This is a genomic window from Lysinibacillus sp. NPDC047702 (genome assembly GCF_050272555.1).
Classification (GTDB): domain Bacteria; phylum Bacillota; class Bacilli; order Bacillales_A; family Planococcaceae; genus Lysinibacillus.
On record NZ_JBNNMG010000013.1, the window covers coordinates 23,637 to 45,053 of the forward strand.

The 21,417-nt window shown below is 34.0% G+C and carries 19 protein-coding genes and 1 riboswitch; of the genes, 3 read left to right on the forward strand and 16 right to left on the reverse strand.

Annotated features, from left to right (window positions below; genetic code table 11):
• The first annotated feature begins 177 nt into the window (after positions 1-177).
• Positions 178-1,650, forward strand: a complete 1,473-nt coding sequence (locus ACQKIM_RS09110; protein WP_427542263.1) for a PLP-dependent aminotransferase family protein — start codon at positions 178-180, stop codon at positions 1,648-1,650.
• Between the two features lie 437 nt (positions 1,651-2,087).
• Here ACQKIM_RS09110 and ACQKIM_RS09115 read toward each other — a convergent pair whose 3' ends face one another.
• Positions 2,088-2,507 carry a hypothetical protein gene (locus ACQKIM_RS09115; RefSeq protein ID WP_427542266.1) on the reverse strand — a complete coding sequence of 140 codons (420 nt, stop codon included), beginning with the start codon at positions 2,505-2,507 and terminating at the stop codon, positions 2,088-2,090.
• Positions 2,508-3,383: 876 nt separating this feature from the next.
• Between ACQKIM_RS09115 and ACQKIM_RS09120 the strand changes: the two genes are divergently transcribed.
• Positions 3,384-3,659, forward strand: coding sequence for a YqhV family protein (locus ACQKIM_RS09120; RefSeq protein ID WP_054611762.1), 276 nt, complete (start codon positions 3,384-3,386; stop codon positions 3,657-3,659).
• A gap of 682 nt (positions 3,660-4,341) precedes the next feature.
• On the opposite strand, the gene ACQKIM_RS09125 is transcribed toward ACQKIM_RS09120, so the two are convergent.
• The 11 genes from ACQKIM_RS09125 to mmgD form a co-directional block, all read right to left on the reverse strand.
• Positions 4,342-4,683, reverse strand: coding sequence for a hypothetical protein (locus ACQKIM_RS09125; protein WP_427542269.1), 342 nt, complete (start codon positions 4,681-4,683; stop codon positions 4,342-4,344).
• Positions 4,684-5,658: 975 nt separating this feature from the next.
• Positions 5,659-6,678, reverse strand: a complete 1,020-nt coding sequence (locus tag ACQKIM_RS09130) for a DUF4179 domain-containing protein (protein WP_427542272.1) — start codon at positions 6,676-6,678, stop codon at positions 5,659-5,661.
• The gene (locus ACQKIM_RS09135; RefSeq protein WP_427542275.1) at positions 6,675-7,193 is read right to left on the reverse strand and encodes a sigma-70 family RNA polymerase sigma factor; all 519 of its coding nucleotides are present in this window, start codon (positions 7,191-7,193) and stop codon (positions 6,675-6,677) included. The genes ACQKIM_RS09130 and ACQKIM_RS09135 overlap by 4 nt, the downstream gene beginning before the upstream one ends.
• Positions 7,194-7,486: 293 nt before the next feature.
• A complete protein-coding gene (locus ACQKIM_RS09140; protein WP_427542278.1) occupies positions 7,487-8,101 on the reverse strand; it encodes a class I SAM-dependent methyltransferase in 615 nt (204 codons plus the stop codon).
• 1,127 nt (positions 8,102-9,228) lie between these two features.
• Complete coding sequence (locus ACQKIM_RS09145; RefSeq protein WP_427542281.1) at positions 9,229-10,428, reverse strand: MFS transporter; 1,200 nt, start codon at positions 10,426-10,428, stop codon at positions 9,229-9,231.
• A gap of 160 nt (positions 10,429-10,588) precedes the next feature.
• Positions 10,589-11,404: an arsenite methyltransferase gene (locus tag ACQKIM_RS09150; RefSeq protein WP_427542284.1), complete on the reverse strand. Its 816-nt coding sequence runs from the start codon at positions 11,402-11,404 to the stop codon at positions 10,589-10,591.
• A gap of 12 nt (positions 11,405-11,416) precedes the next feature.
• Positions 11,417-12,469: an ACR3 family arsenite efflux transporter gene (gene arsB, locus ACQKIM_RS09155; RefSeq protein WP_427542287.1), complete on the reverse strand. Its 1,053-nt coding sequence runs from the start codon at positions 12,467-12,469 to the stop codon at positions 11,417-11,419.
• On the reverse strand, positions 12,470-12,787 hold the full coding sequence (locus ACQKIM_RS09160; protein ID WP_427542290.1) for an ArsR/SmtB family transcription factor: 318 nt from the start codon (positions 12,785-12,787) through the stop codon (positions 12,470-12,472).
• A gap of 391 nt (positions 12,788-13,178) precedes the next feature.
• Entirely contained in the window at positions 13,179-14,096 is a 918-nt protein-coding gene (gene prpB / locus ACQKIM_RS09165; RefSeq protein ID WP_427542293.1) for a methylisocitrate lyase, read from the reverse strand.
• A 24-nt stretch (positions 14,097-14,120) separates the two neighbouring features.
• A complete protein-coding gene (gene prpD, locus ACQKIM_RS09170) occupies positions 14,121-15,554 on the reverse strand; it encodes a 2-methylcitrate dehydratase (protein ID WP_427542296.1) in 1,434 nt (477 codons plus the stop codon).
• Between the two features lie 98 nt (positions 15,555-15,652).
• Entirely contained in the window at positions 15,653-16,762 is a 1,110-nt protein-coding gene (gene mmgD, locus ACQKIM_RS09175; RefSeq protein ID WP_427542299.1) for a citrate synthase, read from the reverse strand.
• 190 nt (positions 16,763-16,952) lie between these two features.
• Positions 16,953-17,146: riboswitch (cobalamin riboswitch) on the reverse strand.
• A 253-nt stretch (positions 17,147-17,399) separates the two neighbouring features.
• Between mmgD and ACQKIM_RS09180 the strand changes: the two genes are divergently transcribed.
• The gene (locus tag ACQKIM_RS09180) at positions 17,400-17,882 is read left to right on the forward strand and encodes an NUDIX hydrolase (protein WP_427542448.1); all 483 of its coding nucleotides are present in this window, start codon (positions 17,400-17,402) and stop codon (positions 17,880-17,882) included.
• 124 nt (positions 17,883-18,006) lie between these two features.
• On the opposite strand, the gene ACQKIM_RS09185 is transcribed toward ACQKIM_RS09180, so the two are convergent.
• From ACQKIM_RS09185 to nikB, 4 genes are read right to left on the reverse strand one after another with little or no spacing between them, the layout of a single operon-like run.
• The gene (locus ACQKIM_RS09185; RefSeq protein WP_427542302.1) at positions 18,007-18,813 is read right to left on the reverse strand and encodes an ABC transporter ATP-binding protein; all 807 of its coding nucleotides are present in this window, start codon (positions 18,811-18,813) and stop codon (positions 18,007-18,009) included.
• Positions 18,814-18,825: 12 nt separating this feature from the next.
• Positions 18,826-19,599, reverse strand: coding sequence for an ABC transporter ATP-binding protein (locus ACQKIM_RS09190; protein WP_427542305.1), 774 nt, complete (start codon positions 19,597-19,599; stop codon positions 18,826-18,828).
• 10 nt (positions 19,600-19,609) lie between these two features.
• Positions 19,610-20,416, reverse strand: coding sequence for an ABC transporter permease subunit (locus ACQKIM_RS09195; RefSeq protein WP_427542308.1), 807 nt, complete (start codon positions 20,414-20,416; stop codon positions 19,610-19,612).
• Positions 20,417-21,370, reverse strand: a complete 954-nt coding sequence (gene nikB, locus ACQKIM_RS09200) for a nickel ABC transporter permease (RefSeq protein WP_427542311.1) — start codon at positions 21,368-21,370, stop codon at positions 20,417-20,419. It lies immediately after the preceding gene.
• Positions 21,371-21,417 lie beyond the last annotated feature (47 nt).

Consider the following 21,417-nt stretch of genomic DNA (forward strand, 5'->3'; position numbering starts at 1 on the left):
TTCAGAATTATTTAAACAGTACTTAATTATATATTCAATATAAACTCATCCACCCACTCTATACATAGCAAAGCATCCTCCTTGATGTTATAATGTGTTCATTTGAATCACCTTATTTTAAACCTAAACTAGGTATAACACTCAATACACTTCTATAACACTTTATGGAGGATAGACATGCATATTGAAATTCAAAGAAAATCAGAGACTTCTCTTTCTAAACAAATTTTCCAATCAATAGTTGACCATATACGATCAGGTCTATTATCAGAAGGAAGCCAGTTACCTTCTGTCCGAGAATTATCTAAAAAATTAGAAGTTAGTTTTGTTACTGTTGTCAAAGCGTATAAAGAACTCGAAAAAGAAAATTATATTGTTTCTATTCAAGGAAAAGGAACATTTGTGAATATTGACGAAACAGATATAAGAAATTCAAAAACAGATGAACCACCGTTTAATTGGCAGTTATCTATACAAGATTATCTACCAAGAGCTCAGTTTTCTCGCTTTCATCACATTCAAGGCGAAATTCAACTTTCTTCATCTATGATTGACCCTGGGCTTCTCCCTAATCAATATTTAGAAAAAGAAATTCATAAAATGCTTTCTGAAAACCCAAGGATCTTATCCCGATATAGTGAAATCCAAGGTGAGTATGAACTAAGGGAAGCTATGTCTAACTATTTAAAACAATTTGATGTACCTACTACACCTGAAAACCTTTTAGTTACAAATGGATCCCAACAAGGAATAGATCTTATCGCTCGTACATTTATTGGTCCAAATGATGTTGTGATATTGGAAAGTCCTACGTATCCAGGAGCGATAGACATTTTTAGTGGAAGAGGGGCTACCATACTGACTGTTCCAGTAGATAGAGATGGTATGAATTTAAATATACTTCAAAATTTGTGTGATAAATACAAACCAAAGATTATTTATACAATACCTACCTTCCATAACCCCACTGGTGTAGTTATGTCACAAAAGCGCCGTAGACAAATTTTAGAGATCGCAAAAAGTATTCAATGTATCATTGTAGAAGATGATCCATGGAGTGAGATTTATTTTGATAAAAAGCCCCCTGCCCCTATTAAAAGTATGGATAATTATGGTCATGTAATTTATTTAAAAGGGTTAAGTAAAACTCTAGCTCCAAGTTGCAGAATTGGAATTCTCTCAGCATCAGGTTCGATTTTCAATCGTCTATTGGCTGCTAAATCTAATGCAGATTTGGGTAGTCCTTTATTAACACAGAAGTCATTATTACCCTTTATTACTTCAAAGAAAATGATAGATCATATGAAAAAATTAAGAACAGCATTACAAGTAAGACGGGATTTGTCACTCGAACTACTATCAAAATACTCTCCTGAAGGGATTACGTGGATGATACCTAATGGGGGATTAAACTTATGGATTACTCTGCCGATTTGGATAGATACAAATCAACTTCTGATAGAAGCAAAAAAAAATCTTGTATCATTTTTACCAGGTTCTGCTTGTTTTCCAGTAGAACAAGAAAAATGTCATTTACGATTAAGTTTTTCATTTATGAGCGAACAACAATTACAACAGGGAATTAAAACTTTATGTATGATTTTTAATGCTGAAATATCTTCGAAAAAAAATAACACTCCAGATTTTTGATAATATTCTTATGAGTAATAATAGGTTCTTTTAATATAGAAAAGGATTTCCAGAAAGAAACGATTGCTGAAGTCCGAGGTTGACTTTATGGTAAGATTAAATTAGGAGAAGACAAAATCGAAGTTCCATATTACGAAGAGAATTAATTGAGACCAATCAATAGAAGAAGTCTATACGATACTAAACGCCTGTCATGTGTCAATCTAAACAGGCGTTTAGTATTTTAGTTACGTACACTTTAATGCTAATGCTTTTGTACGGCGCCCATTAAATTCTATAATACGTGTTTCATTATTACCACGTTTTCATACGTTCTATTACTTCATCAAGAATAGCAATTTCATTATCATAATCTTTTAATTTACGATAAGCCTTCCCATAAGAACTTTAAAGCGCAGGTGCATTATATCCATTAAAACGTGCCTTATCGAATAATTCTATAGCTCCCACAATGTTGCCGGATTATTACCCTCTATGTAATATGGATAACCCTCATCAAAGCCCTTCTCCCAATTATTTAGATTTTTAATATCTTTTAACGGTACACGATTATGAATAGCATTGATTACTGGTTCCTCTTTAGTAACAGATACAAATTCCCCGAACTTATTCTTTAAATGTTTCCATACATCAATCAAATGATACATTGAAATATGACGTCCTAATTCCACTAAGGCTTTCTCTTGATCATTATTGTAATTTGTGACGTAATCATCACCAATGTATATCCATGCCGTGACGGATTTTGCAAATTTCCTTTTTAGCACCTTATTTCCATTTGCTATTAACGTGTTTGTAACCTCATCTTTATACTTTTCTAAATCCCCACCATATATAATACTAATTTCATCTCGCATACTATGTGTAATAAAGGCTACAGCTTTCAGATTTTATGTAAATATTTTTTTATTAATATTAGGAAGATATACTTTAAACGATAATTCCCACAATTCGTACAAATAATTCCCTTTTGAACTATAAATTATAGGAACCATCCGATAAAAATTGTGAATAAGGTATTTATATTATGTAAACTAAAATAATGGAAAAGAAGTGGTGGCTATCCTATTGTTTGTGTATGGACAAAAAACTTTAGACATTGCATTATATAAATAATCCTTTATTGTACAGGAAATTCTAGGTTTTTTTAATTTCTTAAGCCAGAAAATTTTAGAAATAACGCAATGAGGCGTATCGAGATTCAGTTATACATACCGTTGCCCATCTCGATCGCTCTCACAGCTCATAATAAAAGCCTTCCACAATGATGTTGAAGCTTATGATTGCTTGTGATTTTGTTCAACTTCAGTTAATTAAACCTTTTATCTAACAGCTTGAATAATAGCTGAGACAATATAATTTTCTAAATCATAATTAGGTTCTTATTCACGATTAAATTCTTTGGAATCATTTTTGGTTCAATTGAGATATTTGAAAGCCTGCATCTTTTAAAAGTACTATCTTTCCCATAAATCTTTAGGATTTTATTATATGCACTTATACTATTTCCTTTTAAAAACAGAGAATGGATATATAAAACTGATTCTATTAATAAATTCTTTGAACTTTTATCTAGAAAGTCACTTATTAAATTAATACTATAAAGCATAATATAACAAGAATATTTGATACGAATCATACATATATTAATTTTAGTATTTCATTATAACAGAAGTCTATTATTATCCTAAGATGGATTTATAATATATGCGAAAATTATCTATAAAGATAGGATGATGACAATTATTGAAAAATCGGTTCTTGCTATGGTTATTTTACGTGTATTGTCTGGAAGTATTGAAGTAAGTGCTGGATTGTTGATGCTAAAGTTGAATAATTTAGAAAAAGCATTCTATATTAATACAATGCTTGCATTGGTTGGTCCAACAGTTTTAATCGTAACGACAGCAATTGCATTATTTGGACTAGCTGATAAAATTCCTGTGACGAGAATCATTTGCCTATTTACGGGAATAACACTTATTATTATTAGCTCACATGTTAAGTAATATGGACATGCCATTCTTAATCCTTGTTAGACTCTTTATTATAAACATCACATTTATTAGCCATAATTTTTCGTCCTTTCTGAACAATATCTTTTTGATTATTCATCCTAATAATGTTCATTAGTTTGCTGTAGCCTATGATGACGCTACGTTTTTTTTGAATAAGTAACCTCTACCTTCACAAATTTATATTGAGTGTATCGCATGCACTTATGCAGTTGTGGCGTTGGTTGACCATCATATCCTCCCTCATTCAGGGTCACCTTAACTCAGTGACCCTTTTATAATCTCTATTCGAATTAAAAACGGCTCCACCAGTAATTAAATCTGTCATTTTCCATAAAGCATCTATATGACTTCAATTGCTAAATCTCCCTCCAACTGTGAAATGCTCCTACAAGCACTTTTTTAGAGTTTCATATGTATCATATTTATTTTAATAGTATTTTTCGCATTTGAGCGTACCCCAAAAAGCCTCGATTGCTTTTTTATTTATCCGACAAGTAGGAGGCAAATAATTCCAATCTGTTTTTCTAATAGAGGTTATTTGACTTTTGTGTCTGTACTTTTGTATATGGTCAAGAACTTGCAGACACTTTGGACAAGAATGTCCAGACAAAAGAAATCAATAAATATCAAAAAGCATAAGCTTTTTACGCCTACGCTTTTTCAAAAAATAATGTTAAGACATCGTTATTCTTTTACAAGCTATTTTTGCTGCTGGAATTTGAACACCAGCACTAAGTGCTGCATCTACTGATTCTCCCCAAGAACCACTGCTAGTCTTTATTTCCTTCCCTGCTGTCAAAACTCCCTCTGCTACCATTTCAACACAATCATAATAGTCTGGATTAGGATTACTTTCAAGATACTGTGCAGCTAATTCGTCTGCTTTCTTTTGTATTGAAAGTCGACCTGGTTCAGCCAATGAACTAAAAACACTCTCAGCTTGCCCACCAAAATGTACTATTACGTCGTTAATGTCTCGACCAGTACGATGTATTTCTCCCATTTCAGATGACATATTTAGTCCTCCCAATCCTTTAAATTTGAACTTTTTAAGTTCACAAATATTTTATCCAACTGAGATTGATCTTATCCATCAACAACTATTTCTTATTGGTTTATATAAAAAATTTAACATGTTTGTCTGGACTTTCTTGTCTCTGAATTTGGTCAAGAATATACATACACATTCTTAAAAATCATCCTTTATTAGTTAGTTGATTTAATATATAATATTCGTGTTTTATTCAATCAATGAAGTATCCAGCCGATTAACAAATAGCATTTTCATTGTTAAAGTACGAACATTTTGGTTTTTTAAAGCACAATAGTTCGTTTAATGTCTTCTGTCAGTATTTTTGTAAACCATCGCTCTAACTATACATATCACTTCAATCCTCTTTCTTTCCAAACGATACTTTTGAAGGATATTTGTTTTTGTTTTAATGACCTCTTTTAGATTTAAGTCGTTTTATGTTTCATTATTCTTTATTGCTAATAGTAATAGAAAAGTTGCAGCCAAAATAATTACATTTCCAATAAGCCTAATTTTCCTAGGTATAGCAACAATCTGTGTAAAAAGAGCATTTCTCAAAGAAGTAAAAATGGCTTCACATTTTCAAAACAGAAAGTTAAGATAATGTTTGCTACTTACGTATGTATTGCATATATGAATAATTTTTATTATATTAGGAAAATATATTTTAAACTAATTACTACAATTTGTACGAATAATCCCCTTTTGAACGTTAAGTTATAGGAAACATCCAATAAATTTAAAGTTGCGACTAATGTATTTATATTATGTAAACTAAAACTATTTTGGCGTGGAGGAGGGCTTAATTACGTCTATTCCCCCATAAATCTTTGCTTCTCGACTTGCGATTCCCCATTGAAGTTTAATATTTCGTCAACTTCTGATTAAAAATAAATACAGCAAGTCCATTATCATCTCAATTGACAGTGGACTTGCTGTAGTATAATTGTTTCCTTTTTATTCTCTCTCCACTAATCTTAATTTTTCAAAGCCTTTTACAGCTAATGAAAGAGCTTGTTGTTCATTCCATATACTGTAAGGGAAAACTAAACTAATGATTGTTTGTTGTTCCTCCTCTAAGTATTCAACATTTGCACTATTTGCGTAGAAAGATTCGCCATTTTCATTTACTAATGCTGTTGTAAAAATATCATTTTCATTTTTAATTTGATTATCAATTTTATAAGATACTAGCATGGAACCATTTGATAATGCAGCCTGTTGTAACTCTAGCCCTGGAACTACATTTTCTCCTACAAAAACTTGTGTTTCAACCGTTGTTGATGTTAAATCAAATGCCCATTTGCCATCAACCGAAATAACCTTTCCATCCTTATTTAATAAATTTATAGTTTCAATAACTAATTTAGCACCCTCTAATGAAGGTACAGTGATTCCATTAGACTCACTTAGCATTTCTAATGTTGCAGCATGTTTTTTTACATTCCACAAATTAGACTTGCCGCCACTAAAAATTCCCGGTCCAGCAATTGGCTTCGTATCAGATACAGAAGCATGGATTTCTTCACCTTTTACGTTATAAAGTCGATATTCCACGTTCATATGATGCAAATCGTCCATTTGTATATGATCTGATTTAATATTGAGTTGCATAGCAAATCTATACGCATCCGCAAAAAAGTGTTCAAGTGTAATGGTAATATCTTCTGATTGTTGTGATTGTGCCACATATTGCACATCTCCATGATCACTTGCTACTTCAATTCCAGGATCCTTTAAGCCGAAAAAGGTTTGTAATTTTGCTAGAACTGTATCATTTGTTAACAAAACACCCGAAACTAGCGCAATTGTGGCTACAGCAACTGCCACAGGTTTAATCCTTGATATTTTAGTTTTTTTCTTTGATAGCTGACGAATCTGTTCATAGGATTGATCAAAAGCTATTCGAACTGATTGTGGTAACTCTTGCTCTTTATTCATTTCTTGCTGTAAGCGTTCCTCTCCACTGTTTTTCATAGCGATTGTGCCTCCTCAACATAATAGTTGCTTTTCAAATATTGCTTTGCCCTCGAAATTCTCGATTTAATTGTACCTTCGGGTTCGTGTAGCAATTCACTAATTTCCTTAGTTGTTAGCCCATTCACATAATACAGTGTTAATGCAATACGATAATTTTCTTCTAAGCTATTCAACGCATCGTCTAACTCAAATGGTAAATGATCTTGATGTGGCAATGTATTCAGTGTTTCTGAATCGAGTGATATAACCTGCTTATGCTGCTTCATAAAGCGATAACAATTGTTCAATAAGATGCGGCAAAGCCAAGTATTAAAATATTTTACCTCTTTTAAAGTGCCTATTTTTTCAAATGCAGTTAAAACCGTCTCTTGCAATAAATCTGCTATATCATCATCTTTTAGACCTAAAATCTTTGCCGTACGATAAAGAATCAATTCATATTGGCTAATTAACTGTATAAACGCTTCTCCATCTCCTTTTTGAGCTTTTTTTACTAGAAATTCAGATTCCATCTATAACACCTCTTCTTTCCTTACATACCGTTAGAGTATTTTGAATAGTAATTAGTTGCATTGAAGTTAAATGTTTTTATAAAGCTATTGCACTTAGCATTTAAGTACATGAAAATAATGACGGTGTTTCGGGAAATCAGTCGGTTTAAAAGATATTTGATTAACAAACAAAATAAAAAAACAAGAGTTGGTCAACAAGTGTTGAGTTTGCTCTTGTTTTTTATTCGTATTTTCCTTAGCTAAGGTTTTAATATTATGTAAACTGTAACTGTAAAACCTAAGACCATTCTTAACTATTGAATCCTCTTTGAATCAAGAATAAACATAGATGAATCGTGTCCCATGAATATTTTACTTCCTGTATAAAAAGTTTTGAATTGAATATCCCTATACCCTATTTTAGTCATAATGTCGGCTAGCTCTTCTGGATTAAACCCGTTATGAACAATATCTGAAACTATTTTTTCATTTTTATTAAAATCTACGATTAGTAAATGACCGCCTTCATTAAGAACATCAAATAATCTTGATAAAACTAATTCAACATCATGAATGTGGAGTAGAACCTGAGTCATAAAAATATAGTCGGCTTGTACATGTAAATCTGACAAACTTTCCTTTTCAATATCAAAGCATAATGAATCTACATTTTGAATTTTTAAATCAGTTATTTTTTGGTTTATTTGATTAATCATGTTTTGTGATGTATCCAGAAAAAGTATAGAATTAAACTCGTTTAACAAGTTCATTCCGACAAGACCAGTTCCACACCCAAAATCAATAGCATTCTTACTTTTAGTATCAATTAAAAAATTTTGGATGGCATCTGATGAAATCTTTGCAATTTGGATTCTTTCAGGAGTGTCATATATATTAGCTATCATTTCAAACTTATCAGTATTTCCCATTTCAATCTCTCCCTATCAGCAATATTAAATAAGTCTCATTAGCTTACATTTCTTCATATCACAATTCAACATTTAACTCAATGGTACTCAACAAGTATATTACTTGGTGTTAACTCCATATCAATAACTTTTTTGAAAAATAAATCAGGAAATTTTTATGATGGATCTTATTATCTTTTAAAATTTTATTCCTCATTTGATTTTTTATAAACTTTTACAAAACTGTTCAAGTCTATTTCCTTTGACAATCATATCACAACTGAACGTTTAACATTTATATAAACCTAAAGAAGTAAATTGCACAGTTAGTACAAAAAACGTTTATCTTTTTTTAATTAACGCATACGTTAGTTAACGTTCATTAACTTTCCAATCTTCTTCATACAAAGAACACGCCTGGTTATTGCTCTAATATATATAGTATTGGAAGTAAAATTAAACCTATTAGAACAAGTATAGGAATCGAGGAAAGAATTAAAGCAAAATTTCGTAACTTACCCTTTTGGCTAAAAAATGCAGCTAGAAATGACGTTATAATTAATAAAATGACCAAAATGTCCCCAATTTCCGAGGTTCCGTTCACTACGATTGGTGTAATAAAAGAAAAATTAATGAACAGAGAAAACAGTAACAATGAAATAATACTTAAATATCTTTTTATCATAATTACTTCCTCTCCTCTCTCTTTTATACAATTGACTATATTTAACATAAAAAGTTTCCTTTTGTTTAAATTAAATTTTCCAGTTAAGTTAGCATACCTCATAATTCAATAAATATTAACATAAATATCCAAAAAATCACCTCACCATATAGAAATCACAACAGGTAAGATGATTTTAATCAACTTAAAAATAAAGAAATTTATACTGATGCATTCTTTTACTGAAAACATATAGGAACACTTTTTCTAAGTAATGTTCAAATCAAAAGAATAGACTAAAAATTTTATGCAAGTTTCAAGACCTAAGTAATGATTTTTTACTGGACTAAGATCTTCATATTGCACTTTCTTTCATTTGTATAATAAAATCAGTGCTTTTTTTACAATTTTTGATTGAAAAACTATTGGAAAAAACCTTGATTTCTCATCCTTTAAGAATATGTTTTTGCATCATAAGTTACAATTATACTTCTTCATCATTGAGTTCGTAACGTCTATATTTGACCATTGATATAATTCCTAGAATAGGTCCAATCGCTAAAATTGAAAATCCCCACTCCCAACCAAGGATCTTCTGAATAATAGGGATGAGATTGATAGAAAATATAGTAATTAGGAAACCAATACACATTTGAAAGGTAAGGGCTGTACCTACATATTCAACTTCAGCAATTTCTGAAACTGCTGCAGAGAATTGGGCCGAATCGGAAATGACAGACATCCCCCAAATCATTGCAATTATGAGTGTTAACCAAATAGATTGTCCAAATGTAAAACCTATTAAGATAGAACAGATGGCACTGATTAACATAGAAATAATCGTTAAATTGGCTCTTCCGATTTTATCTGAGATTAGTCCACCTACCACACATCCAATCCCTCCTGCAATTCCTATTGAAATAAATGAGGATAATGCAATGAACCAATGCGGAGTTTCTGATGAATAGGTTAAGAAACTAGCTGTTAAGAAAGCAGGAAGCCATGTCCACATTGCGTATAATTCCCACATATGGCCAAAATAGCCGTAGTTCGCAAGCATTACTGGTTTATTCACTACTACTTTTTTTATTAATTGAAATGAGAATGGCAATTTTTGTGATGTTACAGGAGCATCTTCTAAAATAGTAATGACGATAATAGCCGATAATAGAGACAATACTGAGCTACAAATTATCACGAATTTCCAACTTAATGAAGAAAAGAACACCACAACAAAATGTGGTAATGATGAGCCTAATGTTAAAGCTGCTATTAAGATACCAATCGCCAACCCACGTTTTTTAGGAAACCATTGTGATAAAATTTTTACAGCTATTGGGTATACACCAGCAAGGGTTATGCCAGTTAAAATCCTTAATAGAATTCCGAATAAGCTGGAATTGACTAGAATTAGTAGGGTATTCAATATTGCACCTAGCAATGCTGAAATTGCAAAAACCTTTCTTGGATTAAAACGATCAGCAATCCCAAAGTATGAGCTAAATAATGCTCCTATTACAAATCCAATAGGAACAGATGCAGAAAGCCATGCTTCCGAATCTGAGCTTAGGCTCCAAGCTGTAATTAACTCAGGTGCAATCACTGATGCACTATACCATAAGCTTAAAGCACATAATTCTGATAAACCTATCCATAACAATGCTCTCCAAGAACCTTGAATCATCATATCCCCCCTCTGAAATAATATTGAATAATATAAATTATACAAGGATTAAGATATACTTCTCCATGGTTTTTGCTCTTTCAATAAATTAAATAAAATCTACCACTGATCTCATTATTTGGTTGGATAATAATCGTGTTCACGTGTTTAAAGGTTATCTCTATTCGTTTTCCTTTTTAACGGCCTGAATAATTGCTGAGACAATATAATTTTCTAAATCATAATGAGGTTCCCATTCACGGATAAATTCTTTTGACTCATCTTTTGGTATGATTGAGATATTAGTAAAGCCTGCATCTCTTAAAAGTGTTTTGTATTCTTCAATTGAAATGGCACCAGAGACACAGCCAGAATATAGATTCATATCTAATAAATAACTCTCTGGTAAGGCTGCTGTTAACACAATATCTGAAATTGCTAAACGACCAGCTGTTTTTAAAATACGGTATGCCTCTTTAAATACCTGTGGTTTGTTTGGCGATAGATTGATCACACAATTTGAAATGATAATATCAGCGGTATGATCAGCAACTGGCATGTGCTCAATTTCACCTAAACGAAATTCTACTTGTTCATATCCAGGCTTTTCTGCATTACGACGTGCCTTAGAGATCATTTCAGGTGTCATATCAATGCCAATTACCTGACCGTCTTTTCCTACTTTTGGGGCAGCCAAGAAGCAAACGAAGCCACCACCTGACCCTAAATCGACAACAATTTCTCCAGGCATCAAGTCCGCGATAACTTGAGGGTTGCCACAGCTAAGTCCCATATTTGCTCCGTTTGGGATAGAAGCTAGTTCCTCTTTTGTATAGCCCATTTTTTGCGAAATCTCTTCAATGGAAACATTTTGATTTCCTTTTGGGCTACAGCAGCTAGGAGCTGGCGTACAGCATCCCTGTGTACTGTCTAATTTCAATGCTACCTTCGCATAGCTTTCACGTACATTTGCACGAATATTATCTTCACTTTTCATCTAAAATCCTCCTTATATGGTTTTAAAATATTTTTTCTGCCAGCGTAAAGCAACCCATACAAGTCCAATAAGTACTGGTACTTCAACAAGTGGTCCAATAACAGCAGCAAAAGCCACTCCACTGTGAAGTCCAAAAACACCGACAGCTACTGCAATGGCTAACTCAAAATTATTACTAGCTGCTGTAAAAGATAGGGCTGCTGTAACAGGATAAGATGCACCTGCTTTACGAGAAGAGAAGAATGAAATAGCAAACATGACCACAAAGTAAATAAATAATGGAATAGCAATTCTTACTACATCAAGTGGTAACTCTATTAATTTCTCACCCTTTAATGCAAACATCATCACAATTGTGAACAGAAGTGCTATTAAAGTAAGTGGTGAAATTTTTGGTAAAAACTTTTCCTTATACCACTGTTTTCCTTTTGTTTTCATACTGATCCATCGTGTGAGAAACCCAGCAGCAAATGGTATGCCTAAGTAAATAAGTACGCTCTTGGTAATCTCCCACATGGAGATGGATACATTAAAATTCTCTAAACCAAACCAACCAGGTAATATATTTAAGAAAAAGTAAGCAAAAATCGAATACGTCACGATTTGAAAAATGGAGTTAAAAGCAACTAAACCAGCTACATATTCACGGTCTCCACGAGCCAGATCATTCCATACAATCACCATTGCAATACAGCGAGCTAATCCAATCATAATGAGCCCAGCCATATACTCTGGATAATCACGTAAGAAGATGATCGCTAGAAAGAACATCAAAAATGGTCCAAGTAACCAGTTTTGAAAAAGTGAAAGTAGAAGCACCTTCCAATCCTTAAACACTCGCCACATTTCCTCATATTTCACTTTCGCTAATGGTGGATACATCATCACAATTAACCCTATAGCAATCGGTATCGATGTTGTGCCAATAGACATGGACTCTAATGCTTCACCAATATCGGGCATGATGACACTTAATAAAACCCCTATTCCCATTGCAAGGAATATCCAAAGCGTGAGGTAACGATCTAGAAAAGATAGCTGTTTAGTTAAGGGTTCATTATTCATTTATTTCTCTCCTTCATGGCAACAATCAGAAACACAATTACACCCATTTAAAGGCTGAATTTGGTTTAAAATCCCCTTCATCAGTGGGGTTTGATCTTCCACTAGACGATAATGTTTCCATGTCCCTACTTTTCGCTCAGTAATAATGCCTGCCTCCTTTAATTTTCGTAGATGCTGACTAACTGCGGGTTGTGAAATGCCTAGAACATCTACAAAATCACATACACATACCTCCCCATGTTTCATACATGCAAGTAATTTAATGCGATTTAAGTCAGCTGCTGCTTTTAATTGTTTTTCAATTAGTGTGTTTTCCATTTATCTGCACTCCTTATATAACCATATACTTATATATAATTTTAAATAAAATCCCCTGACTAGTTAGAGGTAATTAAATTTATATATAATTATATACTTATATTAAAGTTACTAAGTAATAATTACAATACATTCCTTCAAAAAAGTTTTAGCAAAGACCTTTTATATATGCATTGATTCTTTATTAATTATTAATACTTCTACAAGATTATTTCAGTTCTTGCTACAATACCATTTGAAAAAGCACATACAATCTATTCATTTATCGCATAAAGTGCAAATGTTTTGGGTACTTAGTGAATAATCTCGATATTCAAACCTATTGCATGGAGTTAATGATTAACTAGAAGTTCTTGTCCTTAATACAGACAAGAACTTCTGCTCATTTAAATTACCCTTTTAATTCCTCTTTGGGTAGTATCGTTTTAGCTAGTTCAGTATCTAAATTCTCGAATTTGTAATAGGAAATCGTGTCATATAATTCGCTTCTAGATTGCATATCCTCAATAGCTTCTTTTTGAGTTCCTGTATTTTTTATTAATTCAAATACGTGTTTATAGGCTTTGGCTGCTACTCTCATGGATGTTACTGGATAAATAATCATAGAATAGCCCATATTTTCGAATTCTTTGGCCGTATAATAGGGTGTTTGTCCGAATTCAGTCATATTTGCCAATAATGGTGCATTTACTTCATTTGAAAATTGTTTAAATTCCTTTTCATTTTGCAGTGCCTCTGGAAAAATTGCATCAGCCCCAGCTGCTATATAGGCTTTTGCGCGTTGGATGGCTAGTTCTAAACCTTCTACAGATCTCGCATCTGTACGTGCGATAATAACTAAGGTTGGAGCTATTTGCTTTATGACCTTTATTTTTTGAATCATTTCCTCTTGAGTTACAAGTGTTTTTCCATTCAAATGACCACATTTTTTCGGTAAATTTTGATCCTCTAATTGAACTGCGGCCACACCTGCCTCTACCATTTCACGAGTTGTACGTGCCACATTTAATACACCACCAAAGCCAGTATCAATATCCACTAGCATTGGTAAATTTGTAGCTCGGATAATATCTCTAGCACGTTCTGCTACCTCATTCGAATAAATCATACCTAAATCAGGTAAGCCACGACTCGCGGTATAGGCGGCTCCAGATAGATATAATGCCTCGAAGCCTACTTTTTTAGCCATTAAACCAGCCATAGCATCATGAGCTCCAGGTATTTGTAAAATATCCTTATGAGCTATGAAAGCTTGAAATTGTTCAGCCAGTTGTTTTTGTGAAACAGTTTCATTCACAATCCATGCCATCTATCAAAAACCTCCCTTCTCTAATTAAATAAATAATTCAACAAATTCATGAACATAGCTATTTTCAATAAGCTCTTGATTCGCGCATAGCTGTTTTATTTTATTCAATTGCTTTGATGAATAATGAGTACTAATATTTCGTTGGAATTTATCAATAATTTTAGGGAATGCTTCCTCACGGCGGAAACGGTGACCTAATGGATACTCACATTCTATTAATTCAGATGATGAACCATCTTTATAGTAAATTTGCACAGCATTGGCAATAGAACGTTTGTCTGGATCTAAGTAATCGATGGTATATTGTGCTTTTTCAACAACAACCATTTTCTTTCTCAGTTCATCTATACGTGGATCTGCAGCCACGTCATCTTCATAATGATCTGCGATAATGTCGCCATACATTAATCCAATTGCTGTAATATATTGAATACAGTGATCACGGTCAGCAGGATTATTGAGTGGTCCCTCTTTATCTATAATGCGAATGGCTGATTCATGTGTTGTAATCACAATTTTTTCAATATCTTCTAAACGGTTTTTCACTTCTTCATGTAAATGCACAGCGCATTCGGCAGCCGTTTGTGCATGAAATTCAGCCGGGAAAGAAACCTTGAAGAGCACATTTTCCATAACATAAGATTTAAGTGATCTTGCCAGCTTTAGTTCTTGTTTTTTGAAGAGTACGTCCTGGAAACCCCATCCAGGTGCTGATAATGCAGTTGCATACCCCATTTCTCCTTTTATTGCCATCATAGCCAATTGTACAGCCCTGCTTGTTGCGTCACCTGCTGCCCATGATTTTCTTGACCCTGTATTAGGTGCATGACGATATGTTCGTAGGCTGGAATTATCAATCCAAGCATTTGATAATGCATTAATAATTTCTTGACGTGTTCCACCTAACGCTTTTGTAACAACAGCAGTAGTCGCAATTTTTACATATAAAACATGATCCAATCCTACACGATTCAAGCTATTTTCCAATGCTAAAACCCCTTGGATTTCATGGGCCTTAATCATCATTTCTAATACTTCTTTGATTTTTAAAGGCTCTTTGCCTTGTGTAATACGTTCACGGCTCAAATAATCCGCAACTGCTAAAATGCCACCCAAATTATCAGAAGGATGTCCCCATTCAGCCGCAAGCCATGTGTCGTTATAATCCAACCATCGAATCATACAGCCGATATTGAAAGCTCCTCTCACTGGATCCAAAACGTAAGAGGTACCTGGTACACGTGTACCGTTTGGAACGATTGTCCCTGGAACAACTGGACCAAGAAGCTTTGTACATTCAGGATATTGTAAGGCTAAAATTCCACAGCCTAAAGTATCTAATAAAACATAACGTGCTGTTTCATAGGCTTCTTCACTGGTAATCGTAGTATTTAATACATAATCTGCAATATCGCTTAATAATTGATCTGTCTTAGATATTTCATTAGTTTTTATCATCTATATCTTCCTTTCACTACCTCTATTTGATATACTAGTAAGTTGATGGACATTGGTCAGAATGTCCATCAGTACTATGGCGAGTTGTTATATGTTGATTACACTGTTACTTCTTCAAGGTTATGACGCTCGCCCATATAATGAACGCGAGGTCTAAACAGCTTGTTATTTTCATGCTGTTCAATCACATGTGCACATAAGCCGACGGTACGAGAGCTAAAGAAAATTGGGGTATAGATTTCAATAGGCAGTCCAAGCATGTAATATACAGGTGCTGCGTAGTAATCTAAATTTGGATACAATCCTTTTTCCTGCACCATTACTTTCTCACCAGCCTCACACATGCGATATAATAGATCGTCACCATGTTCTAAACATAATTTACTTAATGCCTCTTTCATTATTTGTGCACGTGGATCCATTTTCTTCATGTATACACGATGACCAAAGCCCATGATTTTTTCTTTCTTTTGCAGCAATGTTTCAAAGCCTTCCACTGTCTTTGCTTCAAGAAGCATATACATCACAGCCTCGTTTGCTCCACCATGTAAATTTCCTTTCAATGATGCTACAGCTCCAGTTAAAGCTCCATATAAATCGGATTGTGTAGAGGCAATAACACGAGCCGTAAATGTAGAATTAGGCATTTCATGTTCACTATATAGAACAAGGGATTGATCGAAAGTTTCCTCCTCCAGCACTGTTGGCTTTTTTCCAGTAATCATGTAAAAGAAATTCGCACTATAAGAAAGATTACTATCGGGCTCTACTACCTCTTGTCCATTGAGTACACGATAGCTATTCGCTACAATATTTGGCATACTTCCTAAAAGTCTAAAGGCTCTCTTTAAATTCTCCTCTGTAGAACGATCATCGATTTGCTGATCATAGCCTGCTAATACTGATATCCCAGTTCTCAGCCCATCCATTGCATGTGTTCCCTTTGGCAATAGCTTAAAAATATGAAAAATTTCTTGTGGAACCTGATAGTTTGTTTTCAAAATGGCTTTCAGTTCATTCTGTTGCGCAATAGCTGGTATTTCTCCGTTGAATAGTAAATGCACAATGTCTAAATAAGAATATCGCTTCGATAATTCAATCAAGTCATAGCCTCTTATAACAATTTGACTTTGTACTGTGTCTAAAAAAGATAATTTAGTCTCAGTGGCAATGATTCCATCTAGACCTGGTGAATAATTTAACTCCATACATTACAGCCCCTTTGTTTATTCATTCTTGTAAGCGTTAACATTCAAGCGCGAAAGAACAACAAAAAAACAACTTCTATCCTTTTAGAAGTTGTTAATCTACAAATACATGACAGAGTAAAAAACAGCGAATTTACAATAATTCACAATAATCATACTGTAGCTAACACCTCCCTATCCTCGTAGGTCAATTGATGCTTGTTTAGTGGCAGGTCTCCTGACTTATGATCAACGCTACAATATCGCCTTCCCATTTTGATAAACAAAACAGTGGTATTGTTATTGAGCTCCTAAATACAGTTGCGGGACAGTGTTGGACTCTTACCAACTTCCCTTTTAATCAAATGAAATCACTTCACTTGAACCACCAAAATTTAGCATATTCAATTTGTCTTTTAACCTTATCATAGAGATTCAAAAACAATCAATATAGGTAAAATTCAGAAAAGGCAGTTTATCAAAAGCTATTTTCCATTTTTAAAGAACTATTCTATATTTTTTAGCATTATTTCGTACAAAAAAAGATTGTTAAGGGATGAAACTAGCCTACTTTCAAAAGTAATTAAGAAAATAGAGGTTTCTTATTTAGCAAAGCAGAACTATTTATATGAATAAATTTTTAGTAGGAGTGGAAATTTTGGGGTATATTTCAGAATTAAGAAAGCAGTTCGGTAGCAGACCAATTATAAGCGTCGGAGCGACAATCCTTGTGGTAAACAATGACAAGAAAATTCTCTTTCAAAAACGCTCAGATACATTTAATTGGGGATTACCTGGTGGTTCAATGGAACTGAACGAAACTTTAGAGGAGGTTGCTTCCCGTGAACTTCATGAAGAAACTGGACTCGTGGCTAATGAATTTGAATTGATAGGTGTTTTTTCAGGACCGGATTATTATTTTCAATATCCTAATGGTGATGAAACATATACGGTCATACATCTTTATTTAGCTAAACACGTAAATGGTGTATTAGAAATGAAGGATGGTGAGAGTTTGAATCTTACATATTTCAGCAGAAAAGAGCTTCCAGATAATATAGAAAAGAGAACAAAAGCTATTTTAGAAAATCTGGGAGATAAATTGTGGGATTTACATAGTTCTTTTACCAAGCAATCGTAAAATAACAATAACCCCGTTCCAAATTAGGGATGGGGTTAAATGTGTTATTCAAAATGGCAAATGTGATTTATCTTTGGCGATTTTTTCAAATACACTTTATATAATAGATAGTATGGAAAGCTCATTATTCTCTATTATTCTTACTACTTCTTACCTGGGGGTGCGATGGCAAAATAGCATTGGAAAGTTCAAGAGAAGCGGGATGCTGGAATGTTTCCCCCTTCCTGATTTCTTCCACTAGCTGACCATGCTGCATGACAAGTATGCGGTCTGACATAAAACGTGTTGCCTGTAAATCATGAGAAATAAAAATATATGCAAGTTGCAAATCTCTTTGAAGTGTTTGTAATAGCTGGATAATATGCTTCTGCAATATCATATCAAGACTACTAATGGCCTCATCTAATACAATCAATTTTGGATTTAAAGCAAGCGCTCTAGCGATGTTAACACGCTGCTGCTGCCCTCCACTTAGCTGCGAAGGATACTTTTGAGCAATTGTACACTCTAACTCCACACAGTCTAGTAATTCCCTTACCTTATGTTGTCTCTCTGTTTTACTGAATTGCTCGAAATTAAGAAAAGGTTCTTCTACTATGTCAAAAATTGTCTGCTTCGGATTAAATGAATGATAGCTACTTTGAAAGACAGCCTGTAAATCTCTTCGTATCATTTTTTTGTGCTTATTTGTTGCCTCATAAAGATTAACACCTTGAAATAGAACTTCTCCGTTAGTAGGTCGGTCAATTCCTAAGATAATACGACCTAATGTGCTTTTACCTGAGCCACTTTGTCCGACTATTCCTAAGCATTCGCCCTCCTGAAGTGAAAATGTTACTTTCTGTAATACAGGAGCTTCCTGCCTTCGTTTGAATATGAACGGCCTTTGAGAATAATACTTCTCAATATTTTTCACTTCTAACAGCTTCATCTTTTTTCACCTCTAAAACATAATTCTTGATTGTAAAAGTTTCTTGGAATAGGGATGCTGAGGGGCATCAAAAAAATCAAAGACATTCGTCTGCTCAATAACTTCACCTTGATACATCACAGATACATCGTCAGCTAGTTCAGCAATAACTCCTAAATCATGTGTCACAAGAATAATAGTAGCCTCTGTTTCCAAGCGAATTTGGTCAAACAATGTTAATACTTGTTTTTGATTGACTGTATCTAGCGCTGTTGTTGGCTCATCTGCAATGTATAGGGTTGCCTGTATGGCCAATGATAAAGCGATCATCATTCGCTGTAACATTCCTCCACTTAATTGAAAAGGATAGTAATGCAAAAGTTGCTCTGGATTAGGTAAATTAACTTTATTCATGGCATCAATGGCGATCTGCCTTATTTCTTTTTTAGTCATAACGAAGTGAGCTTTTAATGTCTCCCGAAAATGCCCTTCGATGGTTTGTATACTATCAAAAGCTGAAGACGGATTTTGCATAATCATAGACAAATGTCTCCCACGATAAGCTCTCAATTTAGCTGCTGAGACTGTCAATAAATCTTCTTGCTGGTAGAGGATTTGACCTTGTGTGATCTGTGCCGAAGTGGGTAATGTTTGCATGATAGCTTGGCAAAGCATTGTCTTACCACTTCCACTTTCCCCTATAATCCCTAAAACTCGTCCTTGATAGGCAGATAGATTGATAGAGGTTAATACATTCTTCTCGCCGATTTTTACTGTTAAGTCTTTCACTTCTAAAATTTTTTTCATAACTTCACCTTTACTGGTTCTTCAGACTACTGGCTAAACGATTAAATAATAGCACTACAAGGGCGATGGCAAGTCCAGGATAAAGCATTAATTCAGGATGCTGGCGGATGTATTGTTTTCCTTCATTCACCATCATTCCCCATTCAGGGATGGGAGCCTGTACACCAAGTCCAATAAAGGAGAATCCGGCAATTTCCAAAATAACCTTCCCTATATCTAACGCAACAATTGTTATGATAGGTGGTAGAATATTGGGGAGATAATGACGGCTGATTAATTTAATCCCTGAAGTTCCACTAATTCTAGCAGCTTGAATAAACTCTTTTTCATTCATCCCAATAAATAAGCTTCGGATCATTCTTGAATAATAAATAAGTTGTGTAAAAATAAGTGCCAATAACACATTTTTTAAGTTAGGTCCTAATAATCCTAAAAGTCCAAATGCTAGTACAAGTGTAGGAAAAGCTAATAAAATATCACATATTCGAATAAATAGGAAATCTATTAGACCTCTTTTCAGTGCGACAAAAGCACCCACTAAGACAGCTAACAAAATAGCTATCATTTGAATGACGATAGCTGAGCCTAAAGAATAGCGAATACCTAAAAGCATGCGTGACAAGACACATCTTCCTAAATGATCTGTACCTAATGGATATTCCCATGAAGGGTCTAAAAATTTCTTTGATATATCTACTGCTAAAGGGTCATGTGGCATTATAATTTGAGCAAACAGTCCCAGTAAGCCAATGACTACAAGTATCGATAGACTAAATAATCTTTTAACATGTACATGTTCTTTTCGTTCTAGGCTCACTTAATTTCTCCTATCCTTCATCATCAGATGAGGATCCAATAGACGATGTAATAAATCGGTACATAAATTTACAAGCACGTAAATAACGGCAATAATTAATACATAGCATTGTACAACTGGGTAATCTCTGTTGATTATGGATTCTATTAAATACCTGCCAAGTCCTGGCCAACTAAAAACCTGCTCCACTATTACTGCACCACCTAGTAAATTACCAAGTGTCATCCCTAGCAATGTTGTCAACGGTATAACAGCATTTCTTAAAACATGACGTATAAGGATAACAGAATTTTTTAATCCTCTTAGTTGTGCATATTGAACATAATGCTGCTGTAATTCCTCAATAATTGATGAACGAATAACCTGAACGAACAGTCCAATGGTGGGTAAAGCTAAGGCTAGTGCGGGTAAAACTAGATGAGTCAGTGTTCCCTTTCCATTTGTCGGGAAGATACCTAGTTTTAAGCTGAATAGATAGAGTAATAAAAATCCTAGCCAAAATGTAGGAATCGAAACACTCATAATGGTAAACAAACTAATTATTTTATCGATAATGGAATGCTTATACAGTGCGCTTATGATCCCTAATGGAATACTTAATCCTAAAATGAATACAAATGCCGCGGTAGCTAATTCAATGGTTGCGGGTAATTTAGCAAATAACTCATGTGCCACAGGCAATTTACTAACAAAGGATGTACCAAAATCTAGCTGTAAAACGCCTTTTACCCATAGCAGATATTGAATAAGAAAAGGTTTGTCTGTTCCAAGCTCTTCGCGTAATGTCTCAATGGCCTCTGTTGTTGGCGCAACTCTAGCCAATCTAAGAATAACCTCCGCAGGCTCCACTGGAACGAAACGAATAAATACAAAGGTCAGGATAGATACGCCTAATAATACAAAGGGCAATGTGAAAATTCTTTTTAAACAAAACATCCATAGCGATTCGTACATGCTGTCACTTCCTAGTCAATCCTATGATAAAAAGAGAGATGCCCTTG

Bases quoted from the DNA above. Each gene is read 5' to 3' on its own strand.
- ACQKIM_RS09120 (WP_054611762.1), top strand. From the start codon at position 3,384: ATGATGACAATTATTGAAAAATCGGTTCTTGCTATGGTTATTTTACGT.
- nikB (WP_427542311.1), bottom strand. From the start codon at position 21,370: ATGTACGAATCGCTATGGATGTTTTGTTTAAAAAGAATTTTCACATTG.
- ACQKIM_RS09145 (WP_427542281.1), bottom strand. From the start codon at position 10,428: ATGATTCAAGGTTCTTGGAGAGCATTGTTATGGATAGGTTTATCAGAA.
- ACQKIM_RS09190 (WP_427542305.1), bottom strand. From the start codon at position 19,599: ATGAAAAAAATTTTAGAAGTGAAAGACTTAACAGTAAAAATCGGCGAG.
- ACQKIM_RS09125 (WP_427542269.1), bottom strand. From the start codon at position 4,683: ATGTCATCTGAAATGGGAGAAATACATCGTACTGGTCGAGACATTAAC.
- ACQKIM_RS09185 (WP_427542302.1), bottom strand. From the start codon at position 18,813: ATGAAGCTGTTAGAAGTGAAAAATATTGAGAAGTATTATTCTCAAAGG.
- mmgD (WP_427542299.1), bottom strand. From the start codon at position 16,762: ATGGAGTTAAATTATTCACCAGGTCTAGATGGAATCATTGCCACTGAG.
- ACQKIM_RS09135 (WP_427542275.1), bottom strand. From the start codon at position 7,193: ATGGAATCTGAATTTCTAGTAAAAAAAGCTCAAAAAGGAGATGGAGAA.
- ACQKIM_RS09115 (WP_427542266.1), bottom strand. From the start codon at position 2,507: ATGCGAGATGAAATTAGTATTATATATGGTGGGGATTTAGAAAAGTAT.
- ACQKIM_RS09150 (WP_427542284.1), bottom strand. From the start codon at position 11,404: ATGAAAAGTGAAGATAATATTCGTGCAAATGTACGTGAAAGCTATGCG.
- prpB (WP_427542293.1), bottom strand. From the start codon at position 14,096: ATGGCATGGATTGTGAATGAAACTGTTTCACAAAAACAACTGGCTGAA.
- prpD (WP_427542296.1), bottom strand. From the start codon at position 15,554: ATGATAAAAACTAATGAAATATCTAAGACAGATCAATTATTAAGCGAT.
- ACQKIM_RS09110 (WP_427542263.1), top strand. From the start codon at position 178: ATGCATATTGAAATTCAAAGAAAATCAGAGACTTCTCTTTCTAAACAA.
- ACQKIM_RS09130 (WP_427542272.1), bottom strand. From the start codon at position 6,678: ATGAAAAACAGTGGAGAGGAACGCTTACAGCAAGAAATGAATAAAGAG.
- arsB (WP_427542287.1), bottom strand. From the start codon at position 12,469: ATGAATAATGAACCCTTAACTAAACAGCTATCTTTTCTAGATCGTTAC.
- ACQKIM_RS09140 (WP_427542278.1), bottom strand. From the start codon at position 8,101: ATGGGAAATACTGATAAGTTTGAAATGATAGCTAATATATATGACACT.
- ACQKIM_RS09160 (WP_427542290.1), bottom strand. From the start codon at position 12,787: ATGGAAAACACACTAATTGAAAAACAATTAAAAGCAGCAGCTGACTTA.